This window comes from Ruminococcus sp. OA3 (genome assembly GCF_022440845.1).
Taxonomy (GTDB): Bacteria; Bacillota; Clostridia; order Lachnospirales; family Lachnospiraceae; genus Ruminococcus_G.
Genome location: NZ_JAKNTO010000001.1, coordinates 2,193,273 through 2,215,377 on the forward strand (window position 1 = coordinate 2,193,273; position 22,105 = coordinate 2,215,377).

The following is a 22,105-nucleotide window of genomic DNA, read 5'->3' on the forward strand; positions in this document are numbered from 1 at the left end:
GGACTCTATGGATAAGATGTTGGCGGCGGTATTTAAGGGAAACGGTGTGCTTGAGCTGGAGGAACGTAAGATGCCAAAGATCGAAAAGCCCACGGATGTGCGAGTGAAAGTGACGGCGGCGGGAATCTGCGGCAGTGATCTGCACGTGCTGCATGTTCCCCCGGCACAGTACGCGAAGCCCGGGACTGTGATGGGGCATGAATTCTATGGAGTCGTGGATGCCATCGGCGATGAAGTCACGCAGTTTGCGCCGGGTGACACGGTCGTGGTAGATAATATTGAAAAATGTCATGTCTGTGATTACTGCAGGCGGGGAATGGATAATCTGTGTCCGGATGCCGAAATTTACGGTCAGACGAAGCCGGGGGGATTCGCGCAGTATGCCGTCATTCCACAGGCTCAGCTGTTTCATATGCCTGCATCGGTGCAGCCGGAGCTGGCGGCGCAGACCGAACCGCTGTCGTGTGTCATGAACGGCATGAGAAAAATAAATCCCATGCCGTCACAGCGCGTGCTGCTGTACGGTGCAGGACCGATTGGCCTGACGTTTATCAAAGTATTGAAACTGTACGGCGTAAAACAGCTGGCGGTCTGCGAGATGGCAGAAGAGCGGAGGGCGTGGGCCCAAAAATGCGGAGCCGATCTGGTGATCGACCCGTCCGGGAAACCAGTCGGCGAGACGGTGATGAGGAAATGGGGCGGCCTGTTTGACATCGTGATCGATGCGGTGGGTGCCGGAGCGGTCTTCGGTGAGGCGGTCCGGCTTCTGAATGCCGGAGGAAAACTGCTGATCTTCGGCCAGAACGCGAATGCGGTCTCACAGGTACCTCCCGCGGTGATCACGCGCAATGAGCTGACCGTGATGGGAACGTACTGTGCGCACAATACGTTTCCGCATGCGATCGACCTGCTTCAGGACAAAAGGCTGGGGCTGGAGGAGATCGTAAGTCATAAGCTGGAGTTAAAGGATATTCTGACGGGCATACAGCTTCTGCGCGAGCAGAAGGCGTGCCGGGTGGTCATTTATCCGAACGGCATCGTATAAATTGTATTTTGGATGTATGGGGCGCTTGCAATTGCAGTGAAAATCATTTATTCTTATATCATGATGTTGGGGTCAAAAGGTATTTTGACCCCTGATGCCTACGGATTTCTCCGCACTTCGTGCTCCCGAAATCCTAAAACATTCGAAAACCGCCCTGATCGGGCTAATTTCTCATGTTTTACGGGTCCCAAAGTCATCCAATTGCATGCAAGCATTGTATGACCTTTTACCCTGGCATCATATCATAACTGCTGAGGTGAAAAGAATGAAGGTCACGATAAGAGACATTGCAAAAATGGCAGGCACATCCCCGTCATCCGTCTCCCTGGTACTGAACAGCAAACCAGGAGTACGTATGGAAATGCGGAAACAGATCGAACATCTGCTGCTGGAAAACGGATATACGCTGAAAAATCAGCCGGAGCGTTCTCCTGATAAGAGAAATATATGTTTTGTCTATTACAAAAGTACAAACTGGATCGCAAACCGGAAAGACAACTTTCTGATCAGGGTCCTGGACGGCGTTGAGCGGGCATGCTCCAGATACAATTGTTCCATATCCATTATCAACGCTAATTATGACAATGTGAGCAGGGTGCTGAGGGAGATTAAAAGGGAGCAGTCGGACGGGATCATCTTCCTGGGAACTGAGTTTGCACATCGTGCGGATAAGATCATGGTTCCCAAAGATGTACCCTTTGTGTGCATTGACCGCTATTTTGAGGAGGAACCGATCAATACGGTCAATATCGACAACCTCGGAAGCCTGCACGCCGCGATCCGTTATCTGATGCAGCTTGGACACCGGAGGATCGGATACCTGACAAGCGATCTGGAATCCGGAGCGCTGGAGCACAGAAAGCGAAGCTTTTTCGAGGCCATGGAGCGGCTGGGGCTGGAAGTAAAACCGGAGTATGTGGTGTATCTGAACATGCTGCGGGAAGAGGCGGAAAAAAGCCTGGAATCTTATATCAGAAATCAGTCCGAACTTCCGACGGCATTTCTGGCCTGCAACGATGTGATGGCGATCGCCGCGATCGGGATCTTTCAGCGGTTCGGATACCGCGTTCCGCAGGATATTTCGGTGATCGGATTCGATGATTCCGGAATCTGCGATATGATCGTCCCGGGTCTGACGACGATCCATGCGGATCTGGAACGGATGGGCGAGCTGGCCGTCGAACGGCTGCAGATGATGATACCGGGACAGGACCGGCAGGAAATATTGAAAGTGACAGTGGGGACAAAGCTGATCCATAGAGAGACTGCCGGACCGGCAGAGAATGTAAAATGAAACAGTGGAACCCAGACGATTGATTTCGTCTGAGTTCCACTGTCCTGCGTTTCCTCATTTTAATTTAATGTCAAACTGAATCTCTTCCTGGGTCTGGGCATCCGTGTACACCAGAGAACCTTCCCTGAAATCTTTTCCGACTTCAAAGGCGATCTGAGCGGAGCAGGATTCCCCTTCATCAACCAGTTCGGCAGAGTCAAGAGAGCCGGAGTAGTACGGAGTACATACTGTATCGCCAACCACCAATTTGAAGCTCATATCGTCGACCAGAAGTGCTTCTGAAGAGCTGTTTTTATAAGTATAATCGATGACTGCAACATTTTCCGGATTGCTCGGGTTGTTGGAGTCGCGTTCATCCGTTGTAGATATACCGTCAATTCTCAGTGTATACTGCTCGGCTCCGGACTGGCCGGTGACGGAATACTCCCGTTCGGTCGGTGCTGACTCTATGGAATCCAGATCAGGAACTGTCGTATCGGTCATTCCCTCTCCCTGGATCTCTTCGACGGGTGTCTGATCGACGCTGTCATCACCGGGGGCATCTTTCGCATCGGTGCTGTCTCCGGTATCTTTTAGATCAGCAGCATCGTCTTTTCCCTCTTTTTCGGGGGCTTTCGTCGGATCAGCTTCACTGGTCGCCTCTGCCGCCGGTGTATTTTCTTTTGACTCATCTGCATTTTCTTTTGAACTGCAGCCATATGCCGCGAACATCAGAAGACCAGCGAGTGAGACTGTTAATAATAATTTTTTTCTCCTCATAACTCTTTACATCCTTCCCCGGATTCCCTTATATCCGTTTTATTTATTGTAGCAGATATAAATCTGCAGTACAACTAAAGAAATTGTGAAAAAAATAAACAAAATGTGATATACTACGTTTATACGCAAGAACGAATTGGAGGACTTATATGAAATTTGAGGAATTAAAGGCATATACCGTACTGTCCGAGGAAGACATTCAGGATATAGGCTCCAGAGGTTACCTTCTGGTGCATAATAAAAGCCAGGCCCGGGTGATGCTTCTTGAAAATGAAGATGATAACAAAGTATTTAATATTGCATTTCGCACACCTCCGGCAGACAGCACCGGCGTGGCACACATTCTGGAGCACAGCGTACTGTGCGGTTCAAGGCAATTTCCGCTGAAGGACCCGTTTGTCGAGTTGGTCAAGGGTTCTTTGAATACCTTTTTAAATGCCATGACATATCCGGATAAAACGATGTACCCGGTAGCCAGCTGCAATGATCAGGATTTTAAAAACCTGATGCACGTGTATCTGGATGCCGTTTTTTATCCAAACATTTATGAGAAAGAAGAGATTTTCCGCCAGGAGGGCTGGCACTATGAGCTGCGGGACGAAGAAAGCCCGCTGTGCTACAACGGTGTTGTATATAATGAGATGAAAGGTGCGTTTTCTTCACCAGAGGAGATGATGGACCGTGAGATTTTCAATACGCTGTTTCCTGATACAGCTTACGGGGTAGAATCAGGCGGGGATCCGGAACACATTCCGGAGCTGACGTACGAACAGTTTCTGGACTTTCACAGAAAATACTATCATCCGTCAAACAGTTATATCTATCTGTACGGTGATATGGATATGGCTGAACGCCTGGAGTGGCTGGACAGGGAGTACCTGAGTGCCTTTGAGGCGTCTGTGCCGGATTCTGCCGTCCAGTATCAGAAGGCATTTGACGCGCCGGTGGAGCGCAGACTGTATTATCCGATCGCGGATCATGAATCGGAGGAGGAAAATGCCTACCTGACCTGGAATGTGGTGGTCGGCGACAGTCTGGATGTGGAGCTGAACATGGCGTTTCAGATTCTGGAATATGCGCTGCTCTCGGCTCCGGGAGCTCCGCTCCGGCAGGCGCTGCTGGACGCGAAGATCGGGAAAGATATCATGGGTTCCTATGAAGACGGAATCCTACAGCCATTTTTTTCCGTCGTTGCAAAGAACGCCAGGACGGAAGACCGTGAGCGGTTTCTTGAGCTCATCCGCACAACGCTTCGGCAGCTGGCAGATGAGGGGATCAACCGAAAGGCACTGGAAGCGGGGATCAATTACTTTGAATTCCGCTTTCGGGAGGCGGATTATGCATCCTATCCAAAAGGACTGATGTATGGTCTTGATGTGTTTGACAGCTGGCTCTATGATGATGAAAAACCATTTGCCTATCTGCATCAGCTGAATGTTTTTGCATCTCTGAAAGAAAAAATAAAAACCGGTTATTTTGAAAGTCTGCTCAGGGAATATCTTCTGGAAAATCCGCATTCAGCGATCGTTGTCGTTGAGCCGAAAAAGGGACTGGCAAAGGAAATGGAACAGAAGACAACAGAGAGGCTGGCTGCCCATAAGGCGTCGCTGTCCGCACAGGAGATACAGGAGCTGATCAGCCGGACAGAAGCGCTGGAAGAATATCAGTCGGCGGAAGAGACGGCGGAGGCACTGGCTGCGATCCCGATGCTTACACGCAGTGATATCGGGCGGGAGGCAGCGAAGCTGTACAATGAGCTGCGCACACTTTCCGGAATGCCGGTGCTGTTCCATAATCTTCCGACCAACCAGATCGGTTATCTGACCCTGTTATTTGACACAAAAGGGGTTCCGCGCAGGCTCGTTCCCTATATGGGACTGCTGAAGTCCGTGCTGGGATATGTCGATACGAAACAGTTTTCTTATGCGGAATTATTTAATGAGATCAACGCCAACTCCGGCGGGATTCTGTGCGGGATCCATATTCTGACGAAAGCGGATGATATTCAGTCCTGTATCGGACTGTTCGGCGTCAAGGCAAAATGCCTCTATTCACAGTTGGGATTTGTGTTTGAAATGATTGCAGAAATTTTGACTTCGTCGAAACTGGATGATGAGAAACGGCTGTACGAGATCATCGCGCAGCAGAAATCGAGGATGCAGATGTCGATTCCAAGTTCCGGACATGCATCTGCGGTATCGCGTGTGACATCCTATTACTCGGCGAGTGGCTGCATGCAGGAGGAGATCAGCGGCATCGGATATTATAAATTTATTGAAGGACTGGAAGCGCAGTTTGAGACGCTAAAAGATACTGTTATCACAAACCTGAAAGAACTGATGAAATTTCTGTTCCGCCCGGAGAATATGATGATTAATTATACGGCAGATGAAGAGGGTTATCAGATGCTGGAACAGTCTGTACCGGATTTCTCACAGATACTGTGTACGGATCCGGTCGCTGAAGATCCGTTTACCTTTACACCACACCAGAGCAATGAAGGCTTTAAGACTTCCGGACAGGTGCAGTATGTGGCGAAGGGCGGAAATTTCAGAAAAGACGGTTACTCCTATACGGGGAGCCTGCAGATTCTGAAGCTGATCCTGAGTTATGATTATCTGTGGACGAATATCCGTGTGAAAGGCGGCGCGTACGGCTGTATGAGCGCTTTCAAGCGAACAGGGGAAAGCTATTTTGTATCTTACCGGGATCCGAATCTGGACAAGACCCTGTCCGTCTTTGATGGAACGCCAGAGTATCTGAAAAGCTTTACCGCGGATGAACACGAGATGACTAAGTATATCATTGGGACGATCAGCGGGCTGGATACGCCGCTCACGCCGCAGGGAAAAGGAATGCTGTCCTTCAATGCGTTTTTCTCGGGAATCACTGAAGAAGATCTGCAGAAAGAAAGAGATGAGATACTGAGTGCGGGGGTCCAGGATATTCGGAACCTGGCAGAAATTGTGGAGTCTGTGCTCTCACAGAATAATATCTGTGTGATCGGAAGTGAAGCGGCGATTGATGAAAATGAGAATAAATTCTTTGTGACCAGGCATTTGATCGGAGATAACACAGCAGAGACAACATAAAGATAAATGAGAGAAAAACGGGAGGATATATGAACGAACATTACAAATCCGGTTTTGTGGCGATTATCGGGCGACCGAATGTCGGCAAGTCAACGCTGATGAATCAGCTGATCGGGCAGAAGATTGCAATTACATCCAAGAAGCCGCAGACCACCCGCAACCGCATCCAGACGGTCTACAGCTGCGAGCAGGGACAGATCGTGTTCCTGGACACACCGGGGATCCACAAGGCGAAGAACAAACTGGGTGAATATATGGTCAATGTGGCACAGCGCACGCTGAAAGAAGTGGATGTAATCCTCTGGCTCGTGGAGCCGTCGACGTTCATCGGAGCGGGGGAAAAGCATATCGCCGCGCAGCTTGCGGGGCTGAATCTTCCGGTGATCCTGGTGATCAATAAGGTGGACACGGTGCCGAAGGAAGAGGTGCTTCTGTTCATCGATGCTTATCGGAAGCTGTATGAATTTGACGAGATCATTCCGGCTTCCGCGCTGCGCGGACAGAATACGGGTGATATCATCGACAGCATATTCAAATATCTGCCGTACGGACCACAGTATTTTGACGAGGACGTGGTGACAGACCAGCCGATGCGCCAGATCGTAGCAGAGGTTATACGTGAGAAAGCGCTGCATGCATTGGACGAAGAGATACCGCACGGGATCGCGGTCTCCATTGATCTGATGAAGGAACGCAGGAAAGGGAATATCACAGATATTGAAGCGACGATCGTCTGTGAGCGTGAATCGCACAAGGGCATCATCATCGGAAAGCAGGGGGCGATGCTCAAGAAGATCGGTACGAATGCACGTTACGAGATTGAGCAGATGATCGAAGGAAAAGTCAATCTGAAGCTGTGGGTGAAAGTGAAAAAAGACTGGCGTGACAGTGATTTTCTGATGAAGAATTTCGGATACGATAAAAAAGAACGATAGAAAGAAGTATAAATAAAAATGAGCGGACCGGTAACTGTGAACGGCGTTGTCCTCCTGGCAGCGCCGGTGGGGGAATATGATAAGCGAGTTGTGCTGCTGACCAGGGAGCGCGGAAAGATCACAGCATTTGCACGCGGGGCGCGGAAAAGCACCAGTGCACTTCTGGCAGCGGCCAATCCATTTGTATTTGCTGCGTTCAGCGTATATGAAGGGCGCAGTGCATACAGCCTGGTTGCGGCTGAGGTTTCACACCATTTCACGGAGCTGGCCAGGGAACAGCCGGGTGTGTATTATGGATTCTATTTTCTTGAGTTTCTGGATTATTACGGTCGCGAGGGTGTTGACGCTGCCGCGATGGTGAATCTGCTGTACGCTGCGCTTCGCAGCCTTGAAAATCCGAAGATACCGAACCCGCTGGTGAGGCGGGTTTTTGAGCTGAAGCTGATGACCCTGAACGGTGAGTATCCGCAGGTTTTTGAGTGTGTTCGCTGCGGGAGTAAGGAAGATCTTGCGACATTCAGCTTAGGGAAGAGCGGAGTGCTCTGCACGGAATGCTGCCGGGAAGACAAGGCAGGCGTGCCGGTGAGCGCATCGCTCCTGTATACGATGCAGTATGTGATCGCTTCGCCCATCGGTAAACTGTACAGTTTTACCGTGACGGATGAGGTCCTGCGGGAATTTGAACGGCTGATGGACCGGTATGTTGAGCTCTATACGGATAAAAAGTTTAAAAGTCTTGAAATACTGAAAATGATGTGTTGAAAATATGGGCTCCAGAGGTTATAATTGAAACTTGAAGTAAAACTGGCACAGGAGGCAGAAAAGTTGAAAAAATACATAGTGCTTTTGGCCGGTATACTGTTCATATTGCTCACGGGCTGTGGGGCTGCGGCAGACAACAGCACGGTCACGATCGACAAAAAGGGGAGAGTGACCTCTGTGATCGTGGACAGCTTTGACAGGTCCTATTACGATACGGAGAAGCTGGAAAGCACGGTGGAAAAAGCCGTTGCTGCTTACAACAAAGAGCAGGATGCGGAGAAGGTATCGATGAAACAGTGCAGGTATGACAAAAAGCAGCAGGAGATTCGTCTGGAAATGGAATACGCTTCCTGCAGCGATTATGAAGCATTCAACCAGGTAACACTGTTTGACGGGACGATAACACAGGCCGGGGAGACGTATGATTTTGAGGGGAAATTTCTTGATGCAGGCGGAAATGAAACAGATATCGCTGCAGTCAGAACCCAGTACCCTGAGGCGCGTGTGACCGTGACGAATGAGCCTGTGGATGTGGTGACACGCGGGAAAATTCTGTGCGTCAGTGAAAATGTAAAGATTCTGGGTGAGAAAAAGGCCCGGGTTGAAGCTGGGGAAAACCAGGATAATGAAAATGCGCAGACCAGTATAGCGGGCTATGCTTATATCGTCTATCAATGAATAGATACCAGGGTCAAAAGGTCGTGCGTTTCATGCTTGCATGAAAAAGCATGACTTTGGGACCCGCAAAACATGAGAAAGCAGCCCGAGCAGGGCGGATTTCGAATGTTTTCAGGATTGGGGGAGCACATAGTGCGGAACAATCCGTGGTATTATGGGGTCAAAAAAGCTTTTGCCCCCAACATCATGAATATAAAGAGGAGAAATATGATGGAAAAAACAATGGACAAAATCGTTGCTCTGGCAAAGTCGAGAGGATTCGTCTATCCGGGATCCGAGATCTATGGAGGACTTGCCAATACCTGGGATTATGGAAATCTCGGTGTGGAACTGAAAAACAATGTGAAGCGGGCGTGGTGGAAAAAATTCATCATGGAAAACCCATACAATGTCGGTGTTGACTGTGCGATCCTGATGAATCCGCAGACATGGGTGGCATCAGGACATCTGGGCGGTTTCTCTGATCCGCTGATGGACTGCCGTGAATGCCATGAGCGTTTCCGTGCAGACCAGATCATCGAGAACTTCAGCGCCGAACACGGAATCGAGCTGAAGACTTCCGTTGACGCGTGGTCACAGGAGGAGATGCGCACATTCATCGACGAGCACCAGATTCCATGTCCGACGTGCGGCAAGCATAACTTTACAGATATCCGTCAGTTCAACCTGATGTTCAAGACATTCCAGGGAGTGACAGAGGATGCCAAGAATACCGTTTATCTGAGACCGGAGACGGCGCAGGGCATCTTTGTAAACTTTAAAAATGTACAGCGCACCTCGAGAAAGAAGATTCCGTTCGGAATCGGCCAGATCGGAAAATCCTTCCGAAATGAGATCACACCGGGCAACTTTACCTTCCGTACCCGCGAGTTCGAACAGATGGAGCTGGAATTCTTCTGCGAACCGGATACCGATCTGGAATGGTTCGCCTACTGGAAACAGTTCTGCCTCGACTGGCTGAAAGAGCTGGGGCTGAAAGAAGAGGAGATCCGCGTCAGAGACCATGACAAGGAAGAGCTCAGCTTCTACAGCAAGGCGACGACGGACGTGGAGTTTATGTTCCCGTTCGGCTGGGGCGAACTGTGGGGAATCGCAGACCGTACCGACTATGACCTGACACAGCACCAGAACACATCCGGACAGGATATGACGTACTTTGATGATGAGAAGAAGATCAAATACGTCCCATACGTGATCGAGCCGTCGCTCGGCGCGGACCGCATGGTACTGGCCTTCCTCTGCAGCGCGTACGATGAGGAAGTTCTGGATGCTGAGAAAAACGACGTGCGCACGGTGCTTCATTTCCACCCGGCGCTGGCGCCTGTGAAGATCGGTGTGCTCCCGCTGTCCAAAAAGTTAAATGACGGCGCACTGAAGGTATTTGAGATGCTGTCGAGAGAATATAACTGTGAATTCGATGACCGCGGGAATATCGGAAAACGCTACCGCCGCCAGGATGAGATCGGAACTCCGTTCTGCGTGACATACGATTTCGATTCTGAGGAAGACGGGGCGGTAACCGTCCGCGACCGTGATACAATGGAACAGGAACGCGTGAAGATCGAAGATCTGGAGCGCTATATGGCGGAGAAGTTCCGTTTTTAATACTGCCTTTTTGCGAAATGCTGAAAAACAGTTGTCGAAGGCGAATGTTTTTGCTATAATCGAAAATAGATGATTTTAACAATTAGGAGGAAATTATTATGGCACAGAGAAATATCGTTGTAGGTCAGTCCGGCGGACCGACTGCTGTTATCAATTCCAGTCTTGCAGGTGTAGTTGCGGCTGCCAAAGATCTTGGTTATGACAAAATCTATGGTATGCATCACGGAATCCAGGGATTCCTGAACGAAGATCTGGTTGATATCTCTGAATATGTAAAAGATAAAAATGACATTGAGCTTCTGAAGAGAACACCTTCCGCATTCCTCGGATCCTGCCGTTTCAAGCTTCCGAAAATTGAAGGAAATGAAGAAATCTATGACAAGATTTTTGAGATCATGGAAAAAAATGAAATTGAATGTCTGTTCTACATTGGCGGAAATGATTCCATGGATACGATCAAAATGCTGTCTGACTATGCGGAATTAAAAGGCAAAAAGCAGAGATTCATGGGTGTTCCGAAGACGATCGACAATGATTTGCCGATCACTGACCATACACCGGGATACGGTTCCGCAGCTAAATATATCGCAGCTTCCTTAAAAGAAGTGATCCGTGACAATTCCAGCTTCGGTATCGAAAAACCAACTGTGGTTGTAGTTGAGATCATGGGACGACATGCGGGATGGCTGACAGCTGCAGCTGCTCTTTCAAGAGGAGAAGACTGTGAAGGACCTGATATGATCTACCTTCCGGAAGCAGATTTTGACCTGGATGATTTCATGGCAAGAGTGAAAAAACTCTCTGAAGAGAAGAGTTCTGTTGTGATTGCTGTATCCGAAGGTATCAAACTGGCTGACGGACGTTTCGTATGCGAACTTGGTTCCGCATCTGACTATGTGGATGCGTTTGGACATAAACAGCTGTCCGGATGTGCAGTTGTGCTGACAAATAAGATCCAGTCTGAACTGGGCCTGAAATCTCGTGCCATCGAATACTCAACACTGCAGAGAGCAGCTACTCATCTGGCATCCCTGACAGATATCAACGAAGCATTTACCGTTGGATACCTGGCATGCAAGGCAGCTGATGAAGGCAAGACGGGCATGATGGTGACAATCGAAGTTGTAAACCGTGACCCATATGAAGTAGCTTACAATATCTACGATATCCATGCGATTGCAAACGTAGAGAGACCGGTACCGGCTGAGTGGATCGTAAACAATGGTACGGATGTAAGCGAGGAATATGTGAAATATGCGCGTCCGCTGATCATGGGCGAGCTGACACCAATGATGGTGGAAGGTCTTCCAAGACACCTTGTTTTAAACAAATCTACTTACAGAAAATAAGGTTGTTTCAGATGCCTGTGCATCATAAAACTGCATAAGACTTATTATACCGACGCTTTTCGGCAGACATTGCCGGAAAGCGTCTTTTTTCTGCATGGAAATAATTGTGTAAATTGCACAAATAATCCAAAAATATTCTTGACTAGAATGGCATATATGTTAAGATGATATTATGATGGAAGGGGGCAAAAGGTATTTTGCCCGATGATACCACTAAAAAGGTAGTAGGAGGAAATACGATGGCGAAATGGGTTTATATGTTCACGGAAGGAAATGCAGACATGAGGGACCTGCTGGGCGGCAAGGGCGCCAACCTGGCAGAGATGACAAACCTCGGCCTTCCCATCCCGCAGGGGTTCACGGTGACGACGGAAGCGTGCACCAACTACTATGAGAACGGGAAACAGATCTCGGAAGAGATCCGGCAGCAGATCTTTGGGGCGCTCGGAAAGCTGGAGCAGCTCCAGGGGAAGACGTTTGGTGATGTCGGCGACCCGCTGCTGGTATCCGTGCGCTCCGGTGCGCGCGCATCCATGCCGGGCATGATGGACACGATCCTGAACCTGGGGCTGAACGATGAGGCGGTGGAAGGGTTCGCGAAGAAGACGGGGAACCCCCGTTTTGCCTACGACTCCTACCGCCGGTTCATCCAGATGTATTCAGACGTGGTGATGGAGGTGCCGAAATCCTTCTTCGAGAAGATCATCGATGAGGTCAAAGAGGAAAAAGGCGTCCATTACGATACGGAACTGACGGTGGAGGACCTGAAAGTACTGGTGGGCAGATTCAAAGCCGTGTACAAAGAGGCGATGGGCGGGGAGGAATTCCCGCAGGAGCCGCGCGAGCAGCTGATGGGCGCGGTGCAGGCGGTGTTCCGCTCTTGGGACAACCCGCGTGCGATCGTGTACCGCCGGATGAACGACATCCCGGGGGACTGGGGGACCGCGGTGAACGTGCAGGCGATGGTGTTCGGGAACATGGGGGACACTTCCGGAACGGGAGTTGCCTTTACGAGGAACCCGTCGACGGGGGAAAAGGGGATCTACGGGGAATACCTGATCAACGCACAGGGGGAAGACGTGGTGGCCGGCGTGCGCACGCCGCAGCCGATTACGAAACTGGAAGAAGACATGCCGGAGTGCTATGCGGGGTTTATGAAGCTTGCGATGAAGCTGGAGGAGCACTACCGGGATATGCAGGATATGGAATTTACGATCCAGGAAGGGAAGCTGTACTTCCTGCAGACGAGGAACGGGAAGCGGACAGCCCCGGCGGCGCTGCGGATCGCCTGTGAACTGGTGGACGAAGGGAAGATCACGGAGGAGGAAGCGGTGCTGCGCATCGAGGCGAAGTCCCTGGACCAGCTGCTGCACCCGACGTTTGACGCGGAGGCGTTAAAAGCCGGGAAGGTGATCGGCAGCGCGCTGCCGGCATCCCCGGGTGCGGCCGCGGGAAAAGTGTATTTCACGGCGGATGAGGCGAAGCTGGCACATGAGCGTGGCGAGCGCGTGGTCCTGGTGCGCCTGGAGACATCCCCGGAGGATATCGAGGGGATGCACGCGGCGGAGGGCATCCTGACGGCACGCGGGGGCATGACCTCCCATGCGGCGGTGGTCGCAAGGGGCATGGGAACCTGCTGCGTCTCCGGCTGCGGCGAGATCCGGATGAATGAAGACGAGCGGTACTTCGAGCTGGGGGGCGAGACGGTCAAAGAGGGCGATTACATTTCCCTGGACGGGACGACCGGCAGGATCTACCTGGGCGATATCCGGACGAAGGAGGCCGAGATCGGTGGGAACTTCCAGCGGATCATGGACTGGGCGGACAAGTACCGCCAGATGAAGGTGCGCACGAACGCGGACACCCCGTCGGATACCAGGAAAGCCGTGGAACTGGGTGCGGAGGGCATCGGCCTGTGCCGGACGGAGCACATGTTCTTCGAGCCGGAGCGGATCCCGAAGATCCGCAAGATGATCCTGTCCGGCACGGCGGAGGCGAGGGAAGCGGCGCTCTCAGAGCTGATCCCGTTCCAGAAAGGGGACTTCAAGGCGATGTACGAGGCACTTGCGGGGCGCCCGATGACGGTGCGTTACCTGGACCCGCCGCTGCATGAGTTTGTGCCGACGTCGGAGGAGGATATCCGGGCGCTGGCAGAGGAGATGGGTCTGACGGAGGAAGAGGTGCGTGGGAAATGCGAGGACCTGCATGAGTTCAACCCGATGATGGGGCACCGGGGCTGCCGGCTGCCGGTGACATACCCGGAGATCGCCCGGATGCAGACACGCGCGGTGATGGAGGCTGCCATCGAGGTGAAGGAGGAACAGGGCTATGACATCGTGCCGGAGATCATGATCCCGCTGGTGGGGGAGAAGAAGGAGCTGAAGTTCGTCAGGGACATCGTGGTGGAGACGGCGGAGAAAGTGAAGGAGGAGAAAGGCTCGGACATCGGGTACCATATCGGGACGATGATCGAGATTCCGCGAGCGGCGCTGCTGGCGGATGAGATCGCGGAGGAAGCGGAGTTCTTCTCGTTCGGTACGAACGACCTGACACAGATGACGTTCGGCTTCTCGAGGGATGACGCCGGGAAGTTCCTGGACGCCTACTATAAGGCAAAAATCTACGAATCCGACCCGTTCGCCCGCCTGGACTTAAACGGGGTAGGGCAGCTGGTGGAGATGGCGGCAGAGAAGGGGCGGAAGAGCCGCCCGGGCATCAAGCTGGGCATCTGCGGGGAGCACGGGGGCGACCCGAGCTCGGTAGAGTTCTGCCAGAAGGTAGGGCTTGACTATGTATCCTGCAGCCCGTACCGTGTGCCGATCGCACGGCTTGCGGCGGCACAGGCAGTGATAAAACAGAGGTAGCCGAACCTTTGTGTGATTTTGAAGCAAACAGAGCAGATTGAGTAAATAAGAAACAGACCTTGAGTCATTAGAGATATCTTTTGGCTTGAGGTCTTTCCTGCACTTTTGTATAGGAATGCTGCCCCAAAGAAACAACATGACAACTACAATAATTGATGATATAATATAGTCATAAAATAGTAATTATACTTTTTAGAAGGCGGTGAGATGATATGAAAAATTATTATAGCACGATTGACAATATTGTACTTACATTTTCAGATGTAGAAGAAGATAAAAATGGATTTGACTCTATCACATTTCGCTTTGAACGTACTAATGACAATGGCTTTGACTTTGCTGAGGGGGTTTTGCCGGAAAACCAGATTTATAAAACTTATGGATTTTCCGAAGATGAGCTGATGCAGATGCAGGAATATTTAAAAAATAACAGCTTCCTTATTTGGGAGATTGCAAGCGAAAAAGGAGACAAGCAAAGTGCCTAAAGCGTTACTTGATTTTTTGTGGTATACATTTTATTTTTACTCAAATGAGAATGGAGAGCCTATTCATATTCATGTAGCTAAAGGAAAACCGTCTGAAAGTTCTACAAAATTTTGGATAAAGAGAGATGGTGTTATATTGGAACATAACAGGGGTAATATTCCTAAAAGTGACTTGAAAAAGATTCAGAAATATATTTGTGCGAATAGAGCTATTATTGTTAATCGATGGTATGAGTATTTTGGGTCCTGATAATGTACACGAGTGACATAAGATCTGAATTAAAAGTGGCAATCGAAGAATTGAAAGGGCAATCTATATATCAGATATTGAAGGATGGCATAAAGTATCCGAATAATTGCCATGAGGAGGGAACGAGAGAACAACGGTCTGCTAAGACACAGCGGGTCGCCTTAAAAAAGCAGGGGTTTTATAACAGAACAATTAGGTAAAGAGAGGCATTGGCGTGAAGCTGATGCCGTTTTTTCTAATGGTTAGAATATTTATAAGTTTGGCATGTTTAAAATTATTTGTTCATATGGTACCATTCATAAAAATGAGAGGAGACAGAACATGCATTACGTGAAAGCAAAAGGAATCCTGTCAGCAAAAAATGGGATGAATCTCTACCGCGGCTGTTCCCACGGGTGCATTTACTGTGATTCCAGGAGTAAATGCTACCATATGGAACACGAATTTGAGGATATTGAGATTAAGGAGAATGCTATTGAACTTCTGGAGATTGCACTGAAACATAAACGGAAGAAATGTATGATCGGCACGGGGGCCATGACAGACCCCTACATTCCGCTGGAGATGGAACTTGGACATATCAGAAAGGCAATGGCGCTGGTCTGCGAGTACGGCCACGGGTTTACGGTGATCACAAAGTCCAGTCGCATTCTGAGGGACATCGATCTTCTGAAGAAAATAAACGACACCACCAAATGCGTGGTCCAGATGACGATGACAACCTATGACGAAGAGCTGTGCCGAAAGATTGAACCCAACGTGAGTACGACACGGGAGCGGTTTGAAGTCCTGAAGGAGCTGCACGGCGCCGGAATACCAGCGGTTGTGTGGCTCAGTCCCATCCTGCCGTTTATCAACGATACGGAGGAAAATATTCTGGGGATCCTGGATTACTGTGCCAGAGCAGAGGTATACGGCGTCATCTGTTTCGGTATGGGACTGACGCTGCGCGATGGAAACAGAGAATACTTCTACAGACAACTGGACAGGAGCTTTCCGGGTATGAAAGAAAAATATATTCGGAAATACGGCGATCAATATATGATAGAGAGTCCAAACAGCCGGAAGCTGATGGCTTTGTTTCACGAAATCTGCAGGCAGAATGAAATGCTTCACGACAATGCTCAGATATTTGCTTATCTGAATACCTTTGAGGAAAAATATGCGGGGAGACAGCTGTCGATATTTGATCTATAATATGTGTTTTTACCTATTATAAAAGAAAAGAATAACAATTTGCATTTTTCCAGAAAATGGTATATAATTAAAAAGAATTTTATGTTGTACCAAAAGGTACACCTAAAAAAACAACCGCATTTTGCTTGTAAAGCAAAAAAAAATCCGCCTGAAGGCAGATTTTGACTCGTATTTTGCTTGTACCAAAAGGTGTACGTTCTGGAACAAAATGGAAACCGGCTAAGAAGATCTTTTCAGCCAGCGTAAAAAGGTAGAAGGCGAGGTGCTGAGCAGTCTGGCAGCATGACGGCAGGTGATCTTTCCGGAGAGATAGTCATGCTTTACCATGTCAAAAGAGTCTGGTACCGCGATTCGCGGACGTCCCAGGTGAACACCCCTGGACTTGGCTGCGGCAATGCCTTCGGCCTGACGCTGGCGGATGTTGTCGCGTTCTGTCTCTGCAATATAGCTGAGAAGCTGAAGCACAATGTCCGCGATCAGTGTTCCTGTGAGATCACGTCCTCTGCGGGTATCCAGAAGGGGCATATCAAGGACAACGACCGAGGTCAGTTTCTCTTTGGTGATTACGCGCCACTGCAGCAGGATTTCATCGTAATTCCGTCCAAGACGGTCGATGCTTTTGACCACAAGAAGATCGTCTGCACGCAGAGAGTTCAGCAGACGTTGATACTGCGGACGGTTAAAGTCTTTGCCGGATTGCTTGTCCAGAAAAATATTTTCCGGAGGGACGCCAAATTCCCGCATTGCAATCAGCTGTCGCTCTTCATTCTGGTCTTTTGAAGAGACACGGATATATCCATAAGTCATAAGCAGATCCTCCTGATATTATATTTTTATTATCATTGTAAGGAAAAAATCGAAAAAATGACATGGTATATTCTGGAAGAAAATTTTAATAAAAGGAAAACATGGCATAAATTTCCAACTGGTGATATGATAGGCGTATATAAACCATGCGTCGGCAATGGTAGGTGGAGAAGAGATGCTATGATAGACCTGAAAAATCTTGAAAATTACCAGGAAAATAACAGGATAGAAGCCAAGCGAGCCCTGGGTGGACTACCGAAAAGTATCTGGGAGACGTATTCTGCATTTGCAAATACGATCGGTGGTATGATATTGCTCGGTGTGGAAGAGATGCCGGACAAAAGTCTGAAGGCGATCGACCTTCCGGACCCTGACGGACTGATCCATGAGTTCTGGAAGCTTGTGAACGATGTGAACAAAGCGAGTGTCAACGTGTTGTCCAGAAGAGACATAGAAATACATAAGTTAAACGGCAAACGAATCATTTCCATCGATGTGCCCAGAGCAGACCGCCGGGACCGTCCGGTATTTGTAGACGGTGATATGAATACAGGAACTTACCGCAGAGACGGCGAAGGGGATTACCACTGTACGCGGGAAGAGATTGAGCGGATGCTGCGCGATGCCGGAAAAACAGATACGGACAGCCGGGTCATCAGCAGCCTTCCGTCGAGTATCATGGAACGTGATGCAGTCGACCACTTTCGGTTTGTGATGATGTGCAGCCGGCCAAATCACTTATGGGAAGGTCTGGAAGACGATGAATTTCTGACAAGGGCAGGCGTTCTGAAACCGGGTGAGGACGGAGAGCTGCACCCTACGGAGGCAGGCCTGTTAATGTTTGGGAATGAACAGGCGATCCGCAGTGCCTTTCCGGATTATCATCTGGAATACAGAGAGCTGGATTATGAACACGAGGTTTCCTACCGCTTTACATCAGATGAAGGGGGCTGGAGCGGCAACATTTATGATTTTTATTTTAAAGTCTGTTACAGGCTGTCGGAATTATTCACGTACCAGTTCCGGCATACACCGGAGGAGGCAGAGGTGGCGATGGCGCTCAAAGAAGCGCTTGCCAACTGCATTGTCAATGCGGATTACAATGGTCAGGGCGGTATTGTCGTGATGAAGAGGCCGACGGCATTGGTATTTTCCAATCCTGGGAGTTTTCGAATGGATGTGGAGAAAGCAAAAGGCGCAGGAGTCTCAGATCCGAGAAATACAATCATGAACCGTCTGTTCAAGCTGATCGGATTGTGTGAAGGGCTCGGAGGTGGTCTGGTCAGGATCTTCAACACTTGGCAAAAGAAGGAATGGCCGCAGCCCGTAATCCGTGAAAGTTTCCATCCGGAGCGTATCACGCTGATACTTACGTTTGATGAAAATAATCTGAATATGAAGCCGGATCCGCCGAAGTGGGACCGGAGACGTAAAATGACACTGCGCAAAATGAGAAAAGATGCGATCATCGACTACGTTACACGTAATATCACGGCCACAGCCGATGATATCGCAGAGCTGCTTATGATAAGGGCTGATGGTGCCCTACAGCTGATCCAGGAACTGTGCGAAGAACAGATTCTGGTGACAGAAAAGATCCACGGAAAAACAACATGCCGTCTGAAATCCTGATACAGACGGCATGGTATGTCAGATATGCTGCAATATATGTATTTTTTTGAAAGAAAAAATACATTCACAACAAAAGGACAGCATTTAAGGTAGTGAATGCTGCCTGGTGGATGTTGCATTTGTGTCGAAAATGTGGTATAAATATACACGTGCAAACTTGTAGTTTATCGCACTGCCTGAATAAAGTTGCTGACGATGCCGTCCAGCAGAGGCCGTTTTTCAGGCGGACACGTTGCAATCAACGCGTTGATCGAAGTAAGGTTTTCGTCCTTTTTTGGACCGAAGAGCAGATAATCGGTCGAAATATTTAAAGCGCTGCTCAAGTTGCATAAAGTTTCCAGTGACATTCCTTTTAGTCCGAGTTCGAGGTCATAACAGAACCGAGGTGTAACATTTACTAATTCGGCAAGATGCTCCCGCGTGTAACCAAGCAATTCACGTTGTTTCTTTATACGATTTCCAAGTTCAACCAAGTCTATCATTATATAACACCTCCATTCTACATGATACAAAGTATCGGAAAAAGTCGAAATGAACTGACAGGGGTCAGAAGATGAAATAAAAGTTCTGAAAATAAACAAAAATGTTCTTATATTAATTGTGATATTTCATCAATGATCTTATACTGGAAAACTATGTCATAATAGTGCGAAAAAGTCGTAAAATCATCTTTTTAAGATGTATCGTGTTGACATAACCTGATAATATGGTATCATATATAAGGAACTAAGAGGGGCAAAAAGTGAAGAAAATCAAATTAACATTATATAAACTGCATATCGTAAACTGATAAGGAGAATGACTGGCGTGTGAAGAAACAAATGCTGGTCTTTTTATACGCTTAAGGCAATAGAGAAACTTCTTATAATATGGAGATATGTTCCAAAAGGTGCGGGGAGGAAAAAGAGATGAAAAAACATGTAAAGCGGGCATTGATATCCGTGATATTTTTGAGTGTGGCCGCATGTACAGCGGTACTTCTCATGGCTGAACATGTGAGTGGACTGGCGAGGACGACGGACAGTGTCAATCCTGTGATGGCAACCGCAGCGGCGCTTTCGGCTGCATTGGTCGGTATTCTGCTGTATGCTGTGCGCAACTGGAAGACAGGAAGAAAGATTCGTATATCTTAAATACATAACGAAATGGATATGACGCCCGACGGTGTTACCACTGTAAATGAAAGTCGATTGCTCCATCCTTCGAATTTCCGCAATCGCCGCCGATATTCGCTATGCACGCTCTCGCGCTGCCTGCTCATACCGTCTTGCCCTTTAAAATCCATGAATTTGCTGGCAAGCATGGTTCATTTATGGACGCTTATCAGGGGCTTTCATAGTAAAATACATATTAGGATAAGGAACGAAACATGGAAAAACATAAATCCAGAAAAAGAGATATCGCGGCACAATGGTGGGCCAGGGCAATGATACTGGCGCTGCTGGATGTCATCCTGATTGCGGGCTCATATTTCATGGCCCTGCTGCTGCGTTTTGATTTTTCGTATTCTCACATACCAGAACAATATATCCAGGGTTATGTGTGGTCGCTTCCATACTGGATTATCATTACCGTTGTCATCTACTATGCATTCCGGCTGTATCACAGCGTCTGGAGCTTTGCAGGTGTCTCGGAATTAATTCGGATGACGATGGCATATCTGGTTCTGGTGCCGTTATATGTCATTGGCTCTCTGATTATGAACCTGCACATGCCACGGTCTTATTATTTTATCGGCTGTGTGCTGAGCTATGGACTGACAACCGCCATTCGGTTTTCATACCGCTTTCTGAGAAGCTATACCAGCAGACACAGACAGCGGGTCGAAGGGATTCGAATGGAGCATATCATGATCATCGGCGCCGGTGCTGCGGGTCAGATTCTGATCCGTGAACTGCAGAGCAGCAGTCAGCTGCACTCTAAAGTATGCTGTGTAGTGGATGATAACCCTTATAAGAGAGGAAAGATCCTGGACGGCATCCTGATCGAGGGTGACCGCCATGATATTCCGTATCTGGTGAAAAAACACGAGATCGACCGGATTATCTTCGCAATACCGACGGCCAGCGTTCAGGACCGAAAGGAAGTCCTGAATATCTGTAAGGAATGTAACTGTAAGCTGCAGACGGTGCCGGGCATCTACCAGCTGGTGAATGAGGAAGTGAGCGTCAGCAAGCTGAGAAGTGTGGAGATCACAGACCTGCTTGGAAGGGAACAGCTGAAGGTCAACAATGATGAGATCCTGAATGTCATCGGAGGCAAGACTGTTCTTGTCACGGGAGGCGGAGGTTCCATCGGCAGTGAATTATGCCGGCAGATCGCATCCGCAGATCCGAAGCAGCTGATCATCTTCGAAATCTATGAGAACAACGCCTACGACATTCAGCAGGAACTGCTCCGCACCTATCCGCAGCTGCATCTGGTAACACTGATCGGTTCTGTTAGAAATTCCAACCGAATCAACAGTGTGATGGAAAAATACCGGCCGGATGTTGTCTTTCACGCCGCGGCCCACAAACACGTGCCGCTGATGGAAGACAGTCCGAACGAGGCGATCAAAAACAATGTACTGGGTACATATAAGACGGCGATAGCTGCCGCCCGATACGGTGTTAAGAATTTCGTATTGATTTCCACAGACAAAGCTGTGAACCCTACGAATATCATGGGGGCTTCCAAGCGTCTGTGCGAGATGGTCGTACAGATGATGAACCGAAAGACGGAACAGACAGACTTTGTGGCGGTCCGCTTCGGCAACGTTCTGGGCAGCAACGGAAGTGTGATTCCGCTGTTCAAAAAGCAGATCGCCGACGGTGGTCCGGTGACTGTTACCGATCCGCGAATCATCCGGTATTTTATGACAATACCTGAAGCTGTGTCCCTGGTGCTGCAGGCATCCTACTATGCAAAGGGTGGAGAAATCTTTGTTCTGGATATGGGAGATCCTGTAAAAATCGATGATATGGCGAAGAATCTGATCCGTCTTTCGGGATACGTTCCCGATGTGGATATCAAAATTGAATATACCGGCCTCCGTCCGGGTGAGAAGCTCTATGAGGAACTTCTGATGGATGAGGAAGGTCTTCAGGAGACAGAAAACAAACTGATCCATATCGGTCAGCCAATCGATATGGACGATGAGTGGTTCAAAACAAAGCTGCGCCAGCTGGATGAAGCGAGTTATCGCGAAGCCGATAATATAAAAGAGATCGTGGCGGAGATTGTGCCCACTTATCATCGGGAAACATAATTTAGCAAATATTATCATCAATACAAAATAGACAAATTAGAAGTTAAGTGTTAGAATCAATGAAGTAAAACGATTGCAGGCTTAAATCGTCGCATTGCCGC

Annotated in this window: 18 protein-coding genes; 15 read left to right on the plus strand and 3 right to left on the minus strand. The window is 48.9% G+C overall.

What is annotated here, in order from left to right:
• Positions 1–7: 7 nt before the first annotated feature.
• Both MCG98_RS09940 and MCG98_RS09945 read left to right on the plus strand, forming a co-directional pair.
• Positions 8–1,045, plus strand: a complete 1,038-nt coding sequence (locus MCG98_RS09940) for an alcohol dehydrogenase catalytic domain-containing protein (protein WP_240301836.1) — start codon at positions 8–10, stop codon at positions 1,043–1,045.
• A gap of 265 nt (positions 1,046–1,310) precedes the next feature.
• A complete protein-coding gene (locus MCG98_RS09945) occupies positions 1,311–2,339 on the plus strand; it encodes a LacI family DNA-binding transcriptional regulator (RefSeq protein WP_240301837.1) in 1,029 nt (342 codons plus the stop codon).
• A 54-nt stretch (positions 2,340–2,393) separates the two neighbouring features.
• Here the strand turns inward: MCG98_RS09945 and MCG98_RS09950 are convergent, their stop codons facing one another.
• Positions 2,394–3,098 carry a DUF4352 domain-containing protein gene (locus MCG98_RS09950; RefSeq protein ID WP_240301838.1) on the minus strand — a complete coding sequence of 235 codons (705 nt, stop codon included), beginning with the start codon at positions 3,096–3,098 and terminating at the stop codon, positions 2,394–2,396.
• 149 nt (positions 3,099–3,247) lie between these two features.
• On the opposite strand from MCG98_RS09950, the gene MCG98_RS09955 reads away from it, so the two are divergent.
• The 10 genes from MCG98_RS09955 to MCG98_RS10000 all read left to right on the plus strand — a co-directional run bounded on the left by MCG98_RS09955 (position 3,248) and on the right by MCG98_RS10000 (position 16,315).
• On the plus strand, positions 3,248–6,190 hold the full coding sequence (locus MCG98_RS09955; protein ID WP_240301839.1) for an insulinase family protein: 2,943 nt from the start codon (positions 3,248–3,250) through the stop codon (positions 6,188–6,190).
• Positions 6,191–6,219: 29 nt separating this feature from the next.
• Positions 6,220–7,125 carry a GTPase Era gene (era, locus tag MCG98_RS09960; protein ID WP_240301840.1) on the plus strand — a complete coding sequence of 302 codons (906 nt, stop codon included), beginning with the start codon at positions 6,220–6,222 and terminating at the stop codon, positions 7,123–7,125.
• Positions 7,126–7,143: 18 nt separating this feature from the next.
• A complete protein-coding gene (recO, locus tag MCG98_RS09965) occupies positions 7,144–7,887 on the plus strand; it encodes a DNA repair protein RecO (protein ID WP_240301841.1) in 744 nt (247 codons plus the stop codon).
• A 63-nt stretch (positions 7,888–7,950) separates the two neighbouring features.
• Positions 7,951–8,565 carry a hypothetical protein gene (locus MCG98_RS09970; protein WP_240301842.1) on the plus strand — a complete coding sequence of 205 codons (615 nt, stop codon included), beginning with the start codon at positions 7,951–7,953 and terminating at the stop codon, positions 8,563–8,565.
• A 210-nt stretch (positions 8,566–8,775) separates the two neighbouring features.
• On the plus strand, positions 8,776–10,170 hold the full coding sequence (locus tag MCG98_RS09975) for a glycine--tRNA ligase (protein ID WP_028530298.1): 1,395 nt from the start codon (positions 8,776–8,778) through the stop codon (positions 10,168–10,170).
• Positions 10,171–10,265: 95 nt separating this feature from the next.
• Complete coding sequence (locus MCG98_RS09980; protein WP_345891715.1) at positions 10,266–11,519, plus strand: 6-phosphofructokinase; 1,254 nt, start codon at positions 10,266–10,268, stop codon at positions 11,517–11,519.
• 239 nt (positions 11,520–11,758) lie between these two features.
• Positions 11,759–14,383 carry a pyruvate, phosphate dikinase gene (gene ppdK / locus MCG98_RS09985; protein WP_240301844.1) on the plus strand — a complete coding sequence of 875 codons (2,625 nt, stop codon included), beginning with the start codon at positions 11,759–11,761 and terminating at the stop codon, positions 14,381–14,383.
• 212 nt (positions 14,384–14,595) lie between these two features.
• A complete protein-coding gene (locus tag MCG98_RS09990) occupies positions 14,596–14,868 on the plus strand; it encodes a hypothetical protein (RefSeq protein ID WP_028530118.1) in 273 nt (90 codons plus the stop codon).
• Positions 14,861–15,118 (plus strand): DUF4160 domain-containing protein, encoded by a 258-nt coding sequence (locus tag MCG98_RS09995; RefSeq protein ID WP_240301845.1) that lies wholly within the window; start codon positions 14,861–14,863, stop codon positions 15,116–15,118. The genes MCG98_RS09990 and MCG98_RS09995 overlap by 8 nt, the downstream gene beginning before the upstream one ends.
• Before the next feature lie 321 nt (positions 15,119–15,439).
• Positions 15,440–16,315 carry a radical SAM protein gene (locus MCG98_RS10000; RefSeq protein WP_240301846.1) on the plus strand — a complete coding sequence of 292 codons (876 nt, stop codon included), beginning with the start codon at positions 15,440–15,442 and terminating at the stop codon, positions 16,313–16,315.
• A 219-nt stretch (positions 16,316–16,534) separates the two neighbouring features.
• Here MCG98_RS10000 and MCG98_RS10005 read toward each other — a convergent pair whose 3' ends face one another.
• A complete protein-coding gene (locus MCG98_RS10005) occupies positions 16,535–17,122 on the minus strand; it encodes a recombinase family protein (protein WP_345891640.1) in 588 nt (195 codons plus the stop codon).
• A gap of 180 nt (positions 17,123–17,302) precedes the next feature.
• On the opposite strand from MCG98_RS10005, the gene MCG98_RS10010 reads away from it, so the two are divergent.
• Positions 17,303–18,754, plus strand: a complete 1,452-nt coding sequence (locus MCG98_RS10010) for an RNA-binding domain-containing protein (protein ID WP_240301847.1) — start codon at positions 17,303–17,305, stop codon at positions 18,752–18,754.
• 164 nt (positions 18,755–18,918) lie between these two features.
• Here MCG98_RS10010 and MCG98_RS10015 read toward each other — a convergent pair whose 3' ends face one another.
• Positions 18,919–19,236, minus strand: a complete 318-nt coding sequence (locus tag MCG98_RS10015; protein ID WP_240301848.1) for a helix-turn-helix transcriptional regulator — start codon at positions 19,234–19,236, stop codon at positions 18,919–18,921.
• Positions 19,237–19,662: 426 nt separating this feature from the next.
• Here MCG98_RS10015 and MCG98_RS10020 point away from each other — a divergent pair, with 426 nt between their 5' ends.
• Together MCG98_RS10020 and MCG98_RS10025 are read left to right on the plus strand one after the other, a co-directional pair.
• Entirely contained in the window at positions 19,663–19,887 is a 225-nt protein-coding gene (locus MCG98_RS10020; protein ID WP_240301849.1) for a hypothetical protein, read from the plus strand.
• A 236-nt stretch (positions 19,888–20,123) separates the two neighbouring features.
• The gene (locus tag MCG98_RS10025; RefSeq protein ID WP_240301850.1) at positions 20,124–22,004 is read left to right on the plus strand and encodes a nucleoside-diphosphate sugar epimerase/dehydratase; all 1,881 of its coding nucleotides are present in this window, start codon (positions 20,124–20,126) and stop codon (positions 22,002–22,004) included.
• The last annotated feature ends 101 nt before the right edge of the window (positions 22,005–22,105 follow it).